Origin of the sequence: Ligilactobacillus equi DSM 15833 = JCM 10991 (assembly GCF_001435735.1) — a bacterium.
Taxonomy (GTDB): domain Bacteria; phylum Bacillota; class Bacilli; order Lactobacillales; family Lactobacillaceae; genus Ligilactobacillus; species Ligilactobacillus equi.
This window is the reverse complement of sequence record NZ_AZFH01000202.1, coordinates 49,320-64,686: the sequence shown is the minus strand read 5'-3', so window position 1 is coordinate 64,686 and position 15,367 is coordinate 49,320. Positions and strand designations below refer to the sequence as shown.

At 37.3% G+C, this 15,367-nt stretch carries 18 protein-coding genes; 6 read left to right on the top strand and 12 right to left on the bottom strand.

Annotated elements, in window-relative coordinates:
- The first annotated feature begins 102 nt into the window (after positions 1 to 102).
- Complete coding sequence (locus FC36_RS11035) at positions 103 to 837, top strand: diguanylate cyclase domain-containing protein (RefSeq protein WP_162257672.1); 735 nt, start codon at positions 103 to 105, stop codon at positions 835 to 837.
- Positions 838 to 950: 113 nt separating this feature from the next.
- Here the strand turns inward: FC36_RS11035 and FC36_RS12635 are convergent, their stop codons facing one another.
- Together FC36_RS12635 and FC36_RS11030 are read right to left on the bottom strand one after the other, a co-directional pair.
- Positions 951 to 1,073 (bottom strand): hypothetical protein, encoded by a 123-nt coding sequence (locus FC36_RS12635; RefSeq protein ID WP_263640305.1) that lies wholly within the window; start codon positions 1,071 to 1,073, stop codon positions 951 to 953.
- Between the two features lie 146 nt (positions 1,074 to 1,219).
- A complete protein-coding gene (locus FC36_RS11030; protein WP_025021220.1) occupies positions 1,220 to 1,753 on the bottom strand; it encodes an LOG family protein in 534 nt (177 codons plus the stop codon).
- 106 nt (positions 1,754 to 1,859) lie between these two features.
- Here FC36_RS11030 and msrB point away from each other — a divergent pair, with 106 nt between their 5' ends.
- Complete coding sequence (gene msrB, locus FC36_RS11025) at positions 1,860 to 2,291, top strand: peptide-methionine (R)-S-oxide reductase MsrB (protein ID WP_155889620.1); 432 nt, start codon at positions 1,860 to 1,862, stop codon at positions 2,289 to 2,291.
- Between the two features lie 270 nt (positions 2,292 to 2,561).
- Here the strand turns inward: msrB and rhaD are convergent, their stop codons facing one another.
- The 5 genes from rhaD to FC36_RS11000 are packed head-to-tail and all read right to left on the bottom strand — an operon-like array spanning position 2,562 to position 7,773.
- On the bottom strand, positions 2,562 to 3,380 hold the full coding sequence (gene rhaD, locus FC36_RS11020) for a rhamnulose-1-phosphate aldolase (protein ID WP_025021218.1): 819 nt from the start codon (positions 3,378 to 3,380) through the stop codon (positions 2,562 to 2,564).
- Positions 3,381 to 3,402: 22 nt separating this feature from the next.
- Positions 3,403 to 4,668: an L-rhamnose isomerase gene (locus FC36_RS11015; protein WP_025021217.1), complete on the bottom strand. Its 1,266-nt coding sequence runs from the start codon at positions 4,666 to 4,668 to the stop codon at positions 3,403 to 3,405.
- 33 nt (positions 4,669 to 4,701) lie between these two features.
- Positions 4,702 to 5,016 (bottom strand): L-rhamnose mutarotase, encoded by a 315-nt coding sequence (gene rhaM / locus FC36_RS11010; protein WP_025021216.1) that lies wholly within the window; start codon positions 5,014 to 5,016, stop codon positions 4,702 to 4,704.
- A 17-nt stretch (positions 5,017 to 5,033) separates the two neighbouring features.
- Positions 5,034 to 6,491 (bottom strand): rhamnulokinase, encoded by a 1,458-nt coding sequence (gene rhaB, locus FC36_RS11005; RefSeq protein WP_025021215.1) that lies wholly within the window; start codon positions 6,489 to 6,491, stop codon positions 5,034 to 5,036.
- A gap of 19 nt (positions 6,492 to 6,510) precedes the next feature.
- A complete protein-coding gene (locus FC36_RS11000) occupies positions 6,511 to 7,773 on the bottom strand; it encodes an MFS transporter (protein ID WP_025021214.1) in 1,263 nt (420 codons plus the stop codon).
- Between the two features lie 185 nt (positions 7,774 to 7,958).
- Between FC36_RS11000 and FC36_RS10995 the strand changes: the two genes are divergently transcribed.
- From FC36_RS10995 to FC36_RS12755, 4 genes are all read left to right on the top strand, one after another.
- Complete coding sequence (locus FC36_RS10995) at positions 7,959 to 8,960, top strand: AraC family transcriptional regulator (RefSeq protein WP_025021213.1); 1,002 nt, start codon at positions 7,959 to 7,961, stop codon at positions 8,958 to 8,960.
- A 175-nt stretch (positions 8,961 to 9,135) separates the two neighbouring features.
- Positions 9,136 to 9,444: a helix-turn-helix domain-containing protein gene (locus FC36_RS10990; RefSeq protein ID WP_235805825.1), complete on the top strand. Its 309-nt coding sequence runs from the start codon at positions 9,136 to 9,138 to the stop codon at positions 9,442 to 9,444.
- Positions 9,445 to 9,621: 177 nt separating this feature from the next.
- Positions 9,622 to 10,206 carry a DDE-type integrase/transposase/recombinase gene (locus FC36_RS10985; protein WP_156409593.1) on the top strand — a complete coding sequence of 195 codons (585 nt, stop codon included), beginning with the start codon at positions 9,622 to 9,624 and terminating at the stop codon, positions 10,204 to 10,206.
- Entirely contained in the window at positions 10,167 to 10,322 is a 156-nt protein-coding gene (locus tag FC36_RS12755) for an IS3 family transposase (RefSeq protein ID WP_155889643.1), read from the top strand. The genes FC36_RS10985 and FC36_RS12755 overlap by 40 nt, the downstream gene beginning before the upstream one ends.
- A gap of 333 nt (positions 10,323 to 10,655) precedes the next feature.
- Here the strand turns inward: FC36_RS12755 and rpe are convergent, their stop codons facing one another.
- From rpe to fsa, 5 genes are all read right to left on the bottom strand, one after another.
- Positions 10,656 to 11,309, bottom strand: a complete 654-nt coding sequence (gene rpe, locus FC36_RS10980; RefSeq protein ID WP_025021371.1) for a ribulose-phosphate 3-epimerase — start codon at positions 11,307 to 11,309, stop codon at positions 10,656 to 10,658.
- A gap of 16 nt (positions 11,310 to 11,325) precedes the next feature.
- Entirely contained in the window at positions 11,326 to 12,144 is an 819-nt protein-coding gene (gene yidA, locus FC36_RS10975) for a sugar-phosphatase (protein WP_025021370.1), read from the bottom strand.
- Positions 12,137 to 12,619 (bottom strand): hypothetical protein, encoded by a 483-nt coding sequence (locus FC36_RS10970; RefSeq protein ID WP_025021369.1) that lies wholly within the window; start codon positions 12,617 to 12,619, stop codon positions 12,137 to 12,139. The genes yidA and FC36_RS10970 overlap by 8 nt, the downstream gene beginning before the upstream one ends.
- A gap of 78 nt (positions 12,620 to 12,697) precedes the next feature.
- Positions 12,698 to 14,692, bottom strand: a complete 1,995-nt coding sequence (tkt, locus tag FC36_RS10965; protein ID WP_025021368.1) for a transketolase — start codon at positions 14,690 to 14,692, stop codon at positions 12,698 to 12,700.
- A 12-nt stretch (positions 14,693 to 14,704) separates the two neighbouring features.
- Complete coding sequence (gene fsa / locus FC36_RS10960; RefSeq protein ID WP_025021367.1) at positions 14,705 to 15,361, bottom strand: fructose-6-phosphate aldolase; 657 nt, start codon at positions 15,359 to 15,361, stop codon at positions 14,705 to 14,707.
- Positions 15,362 to 15,367 lie beyond the last annotated feature (6 nt).

Sequence of the window (15,367 nt, the reverse complement as noted above, 5' to 3'; positions counted from 1 at the left end):
TTCATCCCTTTTTTACTTTTGATTTTCTGTCAAAATTTTTCTAAAGGCGAAATTAATTCAATTAAATGGCCCACATACCTTACGCCACTATTGGTTGGCATAGTGTCTCTAATTTATAATATTTTCTCCCCATTAGCTTTTAATATTAGTAAAGCTGGTACCTTAACCAAATATTCTTTTTACCACTACTATCTAACCATCGGGTTTATCTACCTTATTTTTATCTTGTTACTTTATCTGCGCGATAAAAATAATTTACGGGCTCTTAATTTCCCGCTATTCAGCATAATGATTATTTTGGGTGGGTTAGCACAATACTTTCTCAAGTTTGATGCCTTTTTTTGGTGTATTATCGCCATCACCGTAGTTGGAATTTTCTCACAACTTCAAAACCAAATGATTTACCGAGATGAGGTTACCGCTTTGTTTAACCGCGATTATTTTGCTCGTGTCATCCAAGGGAGAACCAAACAAAAAGCCGTCACAGGGATAGTAATTGACGTAACAAATTATTATCAAATTTACAAGCACCTTGGCGGAGCAAAAAGTATCGAAATTCTTGTTACGATTACAGATGCAATTAAGGGGTTAATCGGAAGTCGTGGAATCCTAATCCGTTATTCTGATAATCGCTTTATTATCTTGATTAATAGCCAAGACGATAAAACTGTAACTAACTTACGCAAGTTAATCATTTATCGTTTGGAACAATTTAATAACGATTTTGATAAAATTACCCTCAAACTAAATATCAGTCGACCAATCTACCATTTCAATAAAGTAAGTTGCACTCGCTTCCAAAACGATTGGGAGCATGAAGAAAAAGCTAAAGCTTAAAGATAACATAATAAAAACTGCGAGAAATCAGCGTTTTTAACCGCCTGATCTCTCGCAGTTTTTACTTTTAAAGACTTTTCTCTGCCTCTTAACATTTTTACAAATTAAAAATGTTAAAAAGCTAACTGAGCTAATAAAGCTAAGGCTGTGACAATTAAAACGGGACCTATAATAGTAGCCAACATTGTCAAAAAAGCTACAAAGACATTGGTATCAGCATTGAATATCTTACTCATTACGTTATCCTTTCTGTTTTTTAATTTACAGTAAAGATAACACTTCCAACACCCAAATACTATCAAAATTCGCTAAAAAATCCCTCATTTTTGTATGAGAAAAAAGCGATATATCAACCTTTTTAAATTGACATACGGAGATAATCTTACATTAAAATTCCTTCGATTTCCGCTAAGTTCTGACAGAAATGAATTCCTTTTTGTTTGGCTGGAGTTGACAATTCCATATCTATCATAGTATGTAACATTCGCTCTAAATCATCGTAATAACCATTGAAATTATAAAAAATACAAGGCGCCCCTTCTAGTTGATTGAGAGCTTTTTTAGACATGATTTCAGAAATTTCTTCCAAGGTCCCTAACCCTCCAGGAAAAGCGATAAAAGCCTCACCATAATTAATCATCGTCTTGCGTCGATCAGGAATATCCTTTTCCACTATTAATTTAGTCAACCCTTCAAATTCAACACCTTCATCCATAAACATCTGTGCTTCAACCCCAATGACTTCGCCACCAGCTTTAAGAGTCGCTCCAGCCAAGATTCCCATCAATCCTGACTTAGAACCACCATAAACCAGCGTATGCCCATTTTGACCAAGCCATTGTCCTAGCTCTTGAGTCGCTTTCATCAACTTAGCATCTTTCCCTGGTGTCGAACCAAGATACACTGTAATATTCAAAAAATTACCTTCTTTAGTTTTTCTTTATTATAGCACGCTTGAGCAAACATCTTGAAATACATTGTGCAAAATTTTATACTTTAATTCGTTAGAAAGGAAGATGTTTATGACGACATTTAATAAAAATGAAGCTTTAAAGAAACTTTCCCAATTAGAATATGACGTAACTCAAAACGCAGCTACCGAGCATCCTTTCACCGGTAAATACGATGATTTTTACCAAGATGGGATTTACGTTGATATCGTTTCGGGTGAACCGCTTTTCTCCAGTAAAGATAAATACGATGCTGGTTGTGGTTGGCCTAGTTTCACCCAGCCTATTAAAAAATTAGCCTACAAACGCGATCAATCTTTTGGCATGGAACGCACAGAGGTACGTAGTCCAGAAGGTGACAGTCATCTTGGTCACGTCTTTGCTGATGGTCCTGTTGAAGCCGGTGGAATGCGTTACTGCATCAATTCGGCAGCTCTACGCTTCATTAGCGTTGCGGATTTAGAAAAAGAAGGTTACGGCCAATACCAAGAATTATTTCAATAAACATTAAAAAATGGGCTCGGTAAGCACAACCGGGCCCATATTTTTGGAATTTGGTCATTGTAGTAGCATTATTTCTCACATACTTCAGGAACATTTAGTTTATAAGTAGCTAACCATTCTGAAATTGTTCTTCGGTAGCAAATACTTGTGTTCTGGCAACTGTTAAGAGTAATCCAAACTCAGATATTTAATCACAAAAAGTACTTTATGATTATTGACCTTTTCCTAATAATCATAAAGTACTTCATTTTTAAGATAATTTATCAATGACTAATCCAAAAATTTAGGATTGCCAACTACGCCGAAAGCATCTGCCAATTCGTGAAGTTGTTCATCAGTAATATCTTGTTTGATTTGACCACCTTGAGCACAAATTTGGCTGTAAATCAACGCTGCTTTTTCAACGGTTTCAATCAAACCAAATGTTTCGTCAGGATCACCACCAACAGCGAAAATCCCGTGATGTGGCCACATAACAACCTTATATTCTGCCATCTTAGCAGCTGTCGCTTCACCAATTTCATTAGTTCCTGGTGTCATGTAAGGAATAATCCCTACACCTTCAGGGAAAACAACAAGAGATTCTGCTTGCATCTTCCACAAAAGACGAGATAATTTCCGTTCATCTAAATCTTGCGTAAATGACAAGGCGATAAAGTTAGTTGGGTGACAGTGCATAACCACTCGTTGACCTGGATCAACCTTTAAGCGCGCAATGTGCGACATTAAGTGTGTTGGAAATTCTGAAGTTGGCCATGCGCCATCTGTAAATCCCCAATGTACTTCGGCTTTTTGTCCATCCTCAGTAATTCTCACTAAACCAGCATCAACATCCGGACGCTTAATCACATTCCGGAAGTAACGACCAGAGGCAGTTACCAAGAAGTATTGTCCCGCAAGTTCTTTAGCATCAAAACCTAATTCATAAACACGTGTTACATCATGAATATCTTCAAATCTAGCTACTTCTTCTTCCGTTAAACGGATACTTACATTACCACCATTACGTTCATCCCAACCATGGTCGTACGAACTGAATGTGATATCACATAGGTCTTTTACATATGATGAATCGATAAATTTTGTCATGATTATCCTTCCTTTATCTCTGTTAGTCGCGTTTCAATTGTACATTTTTTTCATATTGACGAACTTCTGTAAGCCAATCCGTACCAACGGGAACATTGTTGCGACGGCAGAATTCATCCCAAACAGCACCAAATGGGAAGGATTTTAATTCTTCAGTTTCAACAAGACGCGTTGTGTAATCGTAGCTATTTTCAGCATCTTTGAGATCTTGAATTGGTGCAAGTAGAGCTTGTAAGAAACTCTTTTGTGTTGCACGAGCCCCAACAACCCATGCTGCCACACGGTTTACAGTTGCATCAAAGAAGTCTAACCCAACATTGGTCTTGTCTAGCAGGTTATCGCGAACTAATGAACGCGTAATCCGTGCCAAGGCATCATCCATAATAACTACGTGGTCGGAGTCCCAACGAACAGAGCGAGAAACGTGAAGCATTAATCCCTTACCAAATGGTAAGAATGAAGTAAACTTATCAGAAACATCTTCTGTTGGGTGGAAGTGACCTGCATCAATTGTCCAAAGTTTATTACGTGTCAAAGCGTAGTTATCGTAGAATTCATGAGAACCAACTGTGTAAGATTCAATCCCTGTAGCAAATAATTTACCTTCATATGATTCGATGGTATTCTTTTCATCAAACTCATCTGCAGCTAAAATCTCATCCAGAGATTCAATTAAACGTTGACGAGGAGCCAACTTGTCAACTGGATTATCCTTGTATCCATCTGGAATCCAAAAGTTATTAACCGATTGTTGCCCTAATTCTTGACCAAAATAGTTAGCAATACGGCGCGATTGAATACCTACTTTAATCCAGAAATCACGTACGTCCTTATCTGGACTAGATAAAGTTAAGTTTTCACGAACCATTGGATGAGAAAAGAAAGTCCCATTCATGTCAAGACCAATACCTTCTTTTTTAGCCCAATCTACCCAGAATTTAAAATCTTCTGGACCAACTTCATCTAAGTCTTTCTTCTTATCGGTTACAGCATAAATACTGTGTAAAGCCACCTTGTGCTTACCTGGAATTAGTGATAATGCTTCATGTAAATCAGATGTCAATTCTTCAGGAGTACGTGCGCGTCCTGGGTAATTCCCTGTAACACTTAAACCATCACCTAATTCAGTTGGATTTAAGAAGCCACGAACATCATCACCTTGCCAGCAGTGAACTGATAATTTAATCTCAGCCAATTTCTTCATTGCTTCTTCAGTGTCAACACCTATTTCGGCGTAACGTTGTTTTGCTACTTCGTATGCTTCTTGAATTGATTGTTCTTTAACCATAAGTTAAAACCTCCTATTATAACGCTTACAATTTTAATCTAAGTGAAATACTTCTTTTAAGTCAAACGCGATTGGACTCTTATCTGGATTAGTATCCATAATTGGTTCCATGTAAGCCCACCATTTTTTACATGCGTCCATTTCCGCAATTGCATTGTATTTATCAACATCATCTACTTCTAGATAAGCAAATAGATTTCCCGTTCGTTTATCTAAAAAAATTGAGTAATTGTGTGCTCCCGCTTCCTTTAATGCTTCACGCATTTCCGGAAATAAATTGTTGTGTCTCTTTTCATATTCTTCGTACGCATCTGCATTTACGTGCATCAATTGTCCCATTCTAACCATGACAAAACTTCCTTTCGTTAATTGTTTACTTTCAAAAACTCTTGATACTTATCTAATTGTCCCTCATATTTACCATCTTCTGGTGTGAAATGTTTGATTGGAAATGAGCCAGAAATAATTCGTCTAGCTAAATAGATATTTAAAATATCACCATTAGTAATCATTTGCACAACAATGTTACCCACAGCTGTTGCTTCACTAGGTCCCGCATAAACATCACGTTTAGCAACAGTACTAGTAAGTTGATTCATTAGGGCAACATTTGAACCACCACCAACGATATTTAGGGTATCAATGTGGTATCCCATAATTTTATCCATCTTATCTAATTCATTTGCATAGTACAGCGACAAGTTTGAGTAAATAGCCATTGCTAATTGCCCTGGAGTTTGTGGTATCTTTTGACCACTTTCTTCACAATAAGCTTGGATTTCTGCAATCATATTTTCGGGATTGGTAAAGCGATCATCATTAACATCAATATATTGCTGGAATGGTTCTTCCTTGGATGCCATTTCTGCCAACTGAGCAAATGAATATTCATCATTAAGTTCTCTTTTAACACATTGAATCATCCAAAGTCCCATGATATTCTTCAAGAAACGGTAAGTCCCATAAGCCCCCCACTCATTAGTATAGTTTTCAGCAAAGGCTTCCGGACCATTTTCGGGTACCTTTAATTCTGTACCAATTAATGACCAAGTTCCTGAACTCAAGTAAGCCCAATTGTGCCCTTCACCCGCAGTACCAACAACAGCAGAAGCCGTGTCGTGAGTTGCTACCGTTACAACTTCAATCTTAGGCAAGTCATACTTTTCAGTCCACTTTAAGTCTACTGGGCCCAAAACAGTACCCGCATCGACTAACTTAGGAAATTGGTTAGCGGAAACGTTGACCTGTTCAAGTAACTTTTCGTCAAATAATCCTTCGCGTAAACTTAACATTTGAGTCGTTGATGCATTGGTTATTTCAGTAACTGCATTTCCTGTTAATACATAACCTAGGTAGTCTGGAATCATCATAATCTTAGCCGTTTTTGCCAATAGTTCCTTATCTTCTGCAAAAAGTTGGTATAAGGTATTGAAGTTTAAAAATTGAATTCCTGTTTTTTCATAAATGTATTCTTTGGAGACATTAGTTGTTAAGTCTCCCATAGATTCTTTGGTACGTTCGTCTCGATAAGCTACAGGATCTTGTAACTTTTCACCATTTTCACCAACAAGAACATAATCAACAGCCCATGTGTCAATCCCTAATGATACTTCATCATAACCTGCTTGTTTAATTTTTTCTAAGCCACAGAATATTTCGTCAACTAAGTGATCAATATCCCAGCGGTCATGACCTTGACTAAACTTAAAACCATTCTTAAAACGGTGCATTTCTTGTAAATCAAGCTTGCCATCTTTGAGTTGTGCTAACATTAGACGTCCACTTGAAGCACCAATATCAACCGCAACATATGTCTTTGACATTAAAATTCAACTCCATTCACTACATATCATCTTCACCGTAACGTTCATGAGTAATTTCTTCAAGTGACTTACCACGTGTTTTGGGTGTCCATAAAGTACCGATTAATAGTGAAACTACTAATAAACCAATCATGAATGTCCCGGCTACCTTGAAGCCCAGCGTTGTAAGGATTGTTGGGAAAATGATTGACCAAATACCCGCACTACCACGAACGACGAAAAACATTACCCCTTGAGATCCGGCACGGTACTTAGTAGGAAAAAGTTCTGTGGCCCATAAAGCATACCATGCTTGAGCACCAATCCCTGCTGAGATACCCCAAATTGTTACGAAAGCAATTAAAGCTGTCCAGCCAAAACCAATGTAAGTTAAAATTACCCAAGATACGACGGCCATCAAAGCACCTACAAAGAAGAACATCCGGTGGTTAACTTTATCACCAAATTTAGCAAAGCCAAAGTAACCAGCTAAGGCCGTGAACGTCCATAAAACAGCTTGTAACATGTTAGCTTGGAAGTTTGATAAACCACCAGCTGTTTCGTAAACAAATGGCATGAAGAATCCCATCGCACCAGCAACCAAGTTCCAGAACATGTAAACCCCAATTAAGAAGAATACCGATTTAACACTAACTGAATTTGAGAATAATTCCTTGTATGGGTGAGGTTTTTCACCAGTTTCACGTTCACGTTTCTTTTGTTCAACCCATTGTGCTGATTCATCAAGGTTACGTTGCAACATCCAAGCTGTGAAGGCCACTACTGTTAAAAATCCAAATAAAATACGATTGCCTAATAAGCCTAATGGTGCTAACAATGTCCCACCAATAAAAATAAGTACTGGACCCATTGACCAAGCAAATTGAGAAACCCCAATATTGTATGCTCGCTTACTATCATCCGACGTTTCAGAAATATAAGTCCATGATGCCGGTACCCCAGCACCCACGGCAATCCCGGTAATTAAGAAACCGGCTAATAACATTGGAAAGTTCATTGAAAATGCGACAATTAATGTTCCCAACATATATACAAGCATATCGTAAGTATAGATAACTTTTCGACCGTATTTATCCGACAAATGACCACCAATCAAAGCCCCAATCGCAGAGCCAAATGCATTGGCACTCAGAGCCCCCAACAAACCTACTTCAAAACTTCCTAACTTAAGCGCTGAGGTCCAAAGTGTCAGCCCACTAGCTCCGGCTACAATACATCCTGAATCTAAGAAATTAGTTAAGGATACAGCCCAAGTAGAAAAATTTTTACTCTTACTTGCCATAAATTCTTACTCCTTTCGTGAATCATTTCCTGATTACACCGATATTCTACTTCTTTTAAGCAAACGCTTTCAATGACAAAAAATAATAAATTTAGTATTATTTTTTTGGAAACGCAACCATTTTATGTATTTTCATTTATAATAATAAATGTGGTAAATATATGATATTACGAGGAGGAGTTCATATGCTTAGTGCTGATATTCAAAAGCAATTAGATTCTTTTTCAAAAATTGAAATTAAACAACGTAAAACCCATCATTTTGTTGATGACATTCCCTTAGAGTCCCTTGACTTAAACCGAACACTCTCGGATGGACTTCCTACAATTGATGACACTCTATTCAAAAATAGTAATGTTTATATTAGTAAGCATAATCGCTTTGCAGATTATCCTTGTCATGGGCATAATTTTCTAGAAATTAATTATATGTTCAAAGGAAAATGTCATCAAAAAGTTAATAATCAAGAAATTACACTTCATTCAGGAGATATTTTAATCATGGATGTTGGGAGCCGACACTCGATAAAAGCATTAGGGGATAACGACATCCTAATTAATATTATTTTTAGAAATCACGAAATTTCTATTAGTCTTCTAAATGACATTCAACAAAATAATAGCTTGACCTACGGTTTTCTGTCTAATGCCGCTCTAGGTAAAAAAAATCACGATGACTCCTCCATACTCTTTAAACATAATTATGATATAGACTCAACTGTTGATGAGATTATTAATGAGTATTATCAATCCCAAAAATTATCTGCACCAATCATAGATCGATACATGAGTATTCTGTTTTCAAAATTCGTGCGTCATTATCCTCAAGAATCTTTTGATAATTTCTCAGATAGTGATTCCAATACATTAATAACCTCAATCATTAATGACATTCATGAAAACTACGCTACTATAACCCTGGAGGACCTGGCTAAAAAATATGGTTACAACAAAGCATATATAAGTTCATTAATCAAAACAAATACTGGTGAAAATTTTCGAGATTTGCGTACCAATGAACGTCTCTTAAAAGCAAGATACCTTTTCATCAATTCTTCCGATTCAATTAATAAAATTATTGACTCGGTTGGTATAAATAATCATACATTTTTCTTTAAAAAATACCGTGAAAAATATCACTGCCTCCCTAACGAAACCCGTAAGGGGGCTCGTCGATTACAAATATAGTATCTTTATATCACCAAAATCTGCATTATTAACTAGCTACTTAGCATTTTTCAGAATATGTGGGTCAATTATAGGCAACCCTCTATTATCCTAGTGCAATCCCTTAAATATGAACCTACATTGAAGTGCCTTATAATTGTTAGACAAAATCTAACGATTATGAGGTGCTTTTTATATGACTAAATATGCTCAAAAATTTAAATTAGATGTTATTCAGGAATATCTGGATACTGGTTATTCACAACTCTCTCTAGAGCACAAGTATTCTCTACCGAAAGGAACCGTTAAACGATGGTGGGCTACCTACAATCAGAATGGTCCTGAAGGATTGAATTTACGACATTCTAGGCGTGAATTTTCTGTTGATTTCAAGCTCTATGTGATAAACTACTACCTAAATAATGATTTTTCAATGTCTGAAGTTGCCTCTTCCTATAATCTCTTGTGTTCTCAGGTATCTATATGGTTCAAGTTATTTATTTAGGGATGGTGGACTAGAGGCCTTGAAACCGAAGAAGAAAGGTAGGCCAAGTAAGATGTCAAAGATAAGTAAGAAGAATGCCCGTAAAATATTGAAGAAGGAAAACGACGAAATGGAGGCGTTGAAACAAGAACTCCGGCAAGTTAAGATAGAGCGTGAATAGCGGAAAAAGGCAAGTGGATGGGAAATTACACATACGGCTACCGCCGTATACTGCCACTCCTCCAAGAGGCGGGTTACCATATGGCTGAAGCGACCTTATGTCGCTTAATGAGCGAATTAGGCGTCCAACTGGCGATGTACAATCGACCTAAGAATGACCGATATTCTTCTTACAAAGGTACAATTGGTAAGGTGGCTCGAAACCTACTGAATCAAACATTTGATGCCACTAATCCCTACACCGTCCTTCATACTGACGTTTCACAGATACGTTTAGGTAATTCTACTTGGGCCTATATGTCAATCATCTTGGACCAGGCTAAGGTTTTAGCTGCTTCTATCAGCCAAAGTCCAAATAAACTGCTGATTTCGGACACGTTAAAACAACTTGAAGACAAACTTCCTGAAGGTGTTAATCCCATTATTCACTCTGACCAAGGTTGGCACTATCAATTGGACTACTATCGTGAAAAGATTGATTCATTGGGTCTAACCCAAAGTATGTCCCGCAAGGGAAATTGTTTAGATAATGCCCCTATGGAGAGTTTTTTCACCTTTTCAAAATCGAATCGCTACCTGAAATCAAGAGCTGTAAGGACATAGCTGAGTTCACATGGCTCTTCAGAAAGTATATCAATTGGTATAATAACGACCGAATTTCGAACAAAACAAAAAACATGAGCCCAGTTGATTACCGGACCCATGTCTTAGCTGCTTAAAATATATTTTGTTTTTGTCTAACTTTTTTGTTGCACTTCACCAGGATCCCTGAAGCAACCTTTTTAAATATAACGACGACATTTTAAAATATAACGACAAAGTAAAAAACTTGTCGTTATATCGTTTAAAAAAGTCTATTTTGATGCATAATTTGTATGCCAATTAACACCCGAAAAACGTGTGATTTCAACATTTACCAGTAAACTTTGTACTACGGTGCAATATAACGACAAGGTTAAAAATTTGTCGTTATATTATTCGTAAAGTTCACTTTAGTAAGCACTAAATCCGTCCAAATAACATCTTCGCTAGTCGTTAATCAGAAAAACTAGTTATCTTCTCTCCGCTGCACCTATGCGTAAAGCGTTTAGCCGTTCAACTGGGTTCTCTACCCTAAATACATAGGATCCCGCTACCGCCACGGTTGCGCCAGCTTTCTTAGCTAGTTGAATAGTTTGGTCGTTAATTCCCCCATCAACTTCAATTTCAAAGTTTAGGGCATGTTGGTGCTTGTATTTTGCAAGTTGACTAATTTTTGATAATGTTTCTTGCAAGAATACTTGTCCGCCTAAACCTGGGTCAACTGTCATGACTAACACTTGATCAACTATCGCTAAAACTGGTTCGATTACACTTACTGGAGTTGCTGGGTTAATAACAACTTCCGCCTTCATACCCAGCTCTTTAATCTTCACTAAAGTCCTATGTAAGTGTGGACACGCTTCATAGTGAACTCCGACAATGTCCGCTCCTGCTTGTTTTAAAACGTCTAGCATATTTTCTGGATTGGTTACCATTAAATGGCAATCAAAAACTTGTTTAGAGTATGGACGCAGAGCCTTAACAACATTAGCCCCAAAGGTTAGATTATCCACAAAATGTCCGTCCATTATGTCAATGTGAATATACTCAGCATCAGCTACTTTTCCAATCTCTGTTGCTAAATTAGCAAAATCTGCACTTAAAATTGATGGTGCTAACTTCATAAAATCGCCCCTCTCTTTATTTTAGCGCAAGACGTTTGATTGCCTTCGCTACCCCGTCATGATCATTGTCAGCCGTCAATTCATTCACGACTTCTTTCACAGCAGGTACGGCATTTTCCATCGCAACAGCTGTTTTGGCGAATTCTAACATTGGAATATCGTTTTCTTCATCTCCGATAGCCATTACATTATCAGCTGTTAATCCCAAAATATCACACAACTTATCTAAAGCAGTTCCTTTATTAACCCCCTTGGTATATGCCTCATAATAAAAAGCAGCTGTTTTAGTAAATTCCAAGCGGTCTTCTAATGGCGCAAAATATGTCCGGTCAGCAATCGCTGGGTCTAAAATTTCCGGTTCATCAATAAACATCCCTTTTACCATTGGAATATCTTTCATTTCTTCTGGCGTTCGATAAGAAATTCCCATAGAAACAAGATTAGCTTCATATAAGGTATAGTAGCCGATATCCTTGTTGCTAGTATAGATTCTATCTGGACTAATCACTTGGAAGTGAAGATTTTTCTTACGAGCAATCGACTCTAAATCAACAAAGTCTTCATAGGAAATTCCATTTTGATATAATGGCTTACCTGACGTTGTTTCAACCACATTCCCGCCAAAACAAACCACATATTGATCATCTTGATTATCTAGTTCTAATTCTTTCAAAAGTTTAGTTACTCCAGGAAGAGGCCGTCCGGTACAAATTACCACCTTAATTCCTTGATTTTTCGCTTCTTTAATTGCCACTTTAACCCCTTCAGTTAACTCTTTCTTCGAATTAACCAGAGTCCCATCGATATCAATGGCAATTAGCTTAATTTCACTCATAAGTTTGTCCTCCTAGAAAATTACTTAATATTACTAAATCCTCATTACTAATAGCTTGCTTTAAAACGACACTACATGAAGCATCGCGTCGACTGTAACTATCCTTAAAATAGCCTGGATGAGCATATTTATCACTCACCGCTACCGAAGACACCTTTAATTTTAATAAATCATAATGGTATTTTTCAACTAATTCTTCAAGACTATTTTGAAATAATTCGCCCTCAAATTTATTATTTTCAAAAATCGAAAATAATAATTTCTTACCTTTTAGCATTGCTTCTTCAAGCTTTTGATAAGATAAGATTAGTGACTTATCATCTAATTGCGCTTTCTTTTCTAAATCTTTAAATCCTTCAAAATCATATAGAAATTCTCTAAACTTCTGTACTGAAATTAACTCCAAATTATCATATTTTAGCTTTGATTCATCAACTATATCCTTGTGTATAACAAGTGCAAGTTTTTTGGTCATAATATTCCCACCTCACTTTATATAAAAAAGCCTAACGATTAATTTCTTAATCGTTAGGCTCAGTGTAATAGCATCTAATTATAAACCTAAGAAGCTATTAACCACATTTTCAGTATTCATACCACACTTATCAAGCACCAAATTCCCGGGGGCAGATGCTCCAAAGTCATCAATACCTAAAGTTAATCCGACACTACCCGCATATTTAGCCCAGCCAAAGGTCGATGCTGCTTCGATTGTAACTCTCTTTGTTACTTCTGGAGGAAGGACTGAATTTTTGTATTTGTCATCTTGTTGTTCAAATCTTTCTAAACTTGGAAGAGATACAACCGAAACGTCTTGTCCTTTAGTTAAGAGTTCTTCACGGGCACTTAGCGCTAAATTAACTTCTGATCCAGTAGCGATTAAGATACCATCAGCGATTTTTTTACTTGATTGTGCAACAACATAACCGCCTTTATCAACACCTTTAAATACATCACTTTGAGGTAATGGTAGCGTCTTAAGGTTTTGACGACTCAAAACAAGTAACGTTGGCTTGTCGAGTGTATTCAAAGCTACTTCCCAAGCTGCTGAAGTTTCAGTTCCATCTGCCGGACGTAAAACTTGCACATTTGGAATTGCCCGTAAACCCGCTAACTGTTCAATTGGTTCGTGGGTTGGTCCATCTTCACCAACTGCAACGGAATCGTGAGTTAACACATAAATTACAGGTTGCTTTTGTAAAGCAGATAACCGAATTGCTGTTTTTAAGTAATCGCTAAATACGAAAAATGTTCCTCCGTATACTCTGGTACCACCATGTAGCATAATACCATTCATAGCGCATGCCATTCCGAATTCACGAACACCAAACCACAAATTACGACCTTCGTATGAACCTGGTTGAAAGTTTGCTTCGCCAGCTATCATTGTTTTATTGGAACTCGATAAATCAGCTGCCCCACCCCATAATTGAGGTAATTTTGGTGCTAATGCATTAATAGCTTTTTCGCTAGCTGATCTGGTGGCAATACTATCATTTTCATCATATTGTGGTAAAATATCTTGAAGAGTACCTAATTCTTTGCTTGAGAAACCGTCGGAAAGTTTTTGTGCAAGTTCTGGGTATTCTTTTTGGTATGCAGCAAACATTGCATCCCATTGTTTTTCTAATTTTTTACCTTTATCTTGGATTTCTTCTTTAAAGCGTTGTGCCACTTCTGCTGGTACAGTAAATTCAGGGTAGTCCCATCCGTAAGATTTTTTAGCAAACTTAACACCATCTTCACCTAAAGGATTCCCGTGAACACTGTTAGTTCCTTGTTTTTCAGCCCCATATCCAATTGTTGTCTTAACTTCAATTAATGACGGTTTAGAGGTGTTCTTCTTAGCCAACTTAATGGCTGCATCAATTGCGGCTAAATCATTTCCATCCTCTACACAGATGTGTTCCCACCCATAAGCCTGGAAACGAGCGCCTACATTTTCAGTAAATGCAGCTGAGGTAGGTCCGTCTAATGAAATACCGTTAGAATCATATAAAACAATCAACTTGCCTAACTTTAGGTGACCCGCTAAGGAAGCAGCTTCATGTGAGACACCTTCCATTAGGTCACCATCACCTACAAGTGTGTAGGTGTAGTGGTCAATTACTGGATAACCTGGTTTATTATACTTAGCAGCCAAATGTTGTTCTGCCATTGCCATCCCGACAGCCATCGAAACACCTTGTCCCAATGGTCCTGTTGTTGCTTCCACACCATCAGTGTGACCATACTCTGGATGACCTGGAGTCTTGGAACCCCATTGTCTAAACTGCTTCAAATCTTCAATCGTTACATCATAACCTGAAAGGTGCAACATACTGTATAATAAGGCCGATCCGTGCCCAGCTGATAAAATAAAGCGGTCACGATTTTTCCAAGTCAGATGTGTACTTGGATTAATATTCATATGGCGTGTCCATAAAACATAAGCCATCGGTGCTGCACCCATTGGTAAACCTGGGTGACCTGAATTAGCTTTTTGAATCGCGTCAATTGAAAGAGTGCGGATTGTATTTACACCTAATTGATCAACTTTATCAAACATGTTCTCACCTTCTTATTTTTTTTGATTTTCTTCAAATTCAGCCCAATCTTTCATAAAGCTAGCTAGACCATTATCAGTCAATGGGTGCTTAAACATTTTACCAAAGACACTTGCTGGTATTGTTGCAATGTCAGAACCAGCTAAAGCAACTTCTTCTACATGCTGTACGCCACGAACACTAGCTGAAATAATTTCAGTATCAAAGTCGTAGTTGTCAAGTACCTTGCGCAGGTTCTTAATTAATTGAACCCCATTAGATCCAATATCATCTAAACGACCTAAGAATGGTGAAATGTATGTTGCACCTGCCTTAGCAGCCAACAAACCCTGAGCTACGGAAAAAATCAAAGTTACATTAGTCTTAATACCTTCTTGACTAACTACGCGTACAGCCTTTAAACCTTCTTCAGTCATTGGAATTTTCACAACAATGTTATCAGCCCACTTAGCGACACTCCGAGCTTGTTCAATCATTTCATCAGCTTTTGTAGCTGTAACTTCTGCTGAAACTGGACCACTTACAATTGTTGTGATTTCCTTAACAACAGTTTCAAAGTCACGACCTTCTCTAGAAATCAAGGTTGGGTTTGTTGTAACCCCATCAACTAGTCCTAACTCTGCATATTTACGAATATCATCTGTATTTGCTGTATCTAAAAAGAATTTCATTTTACT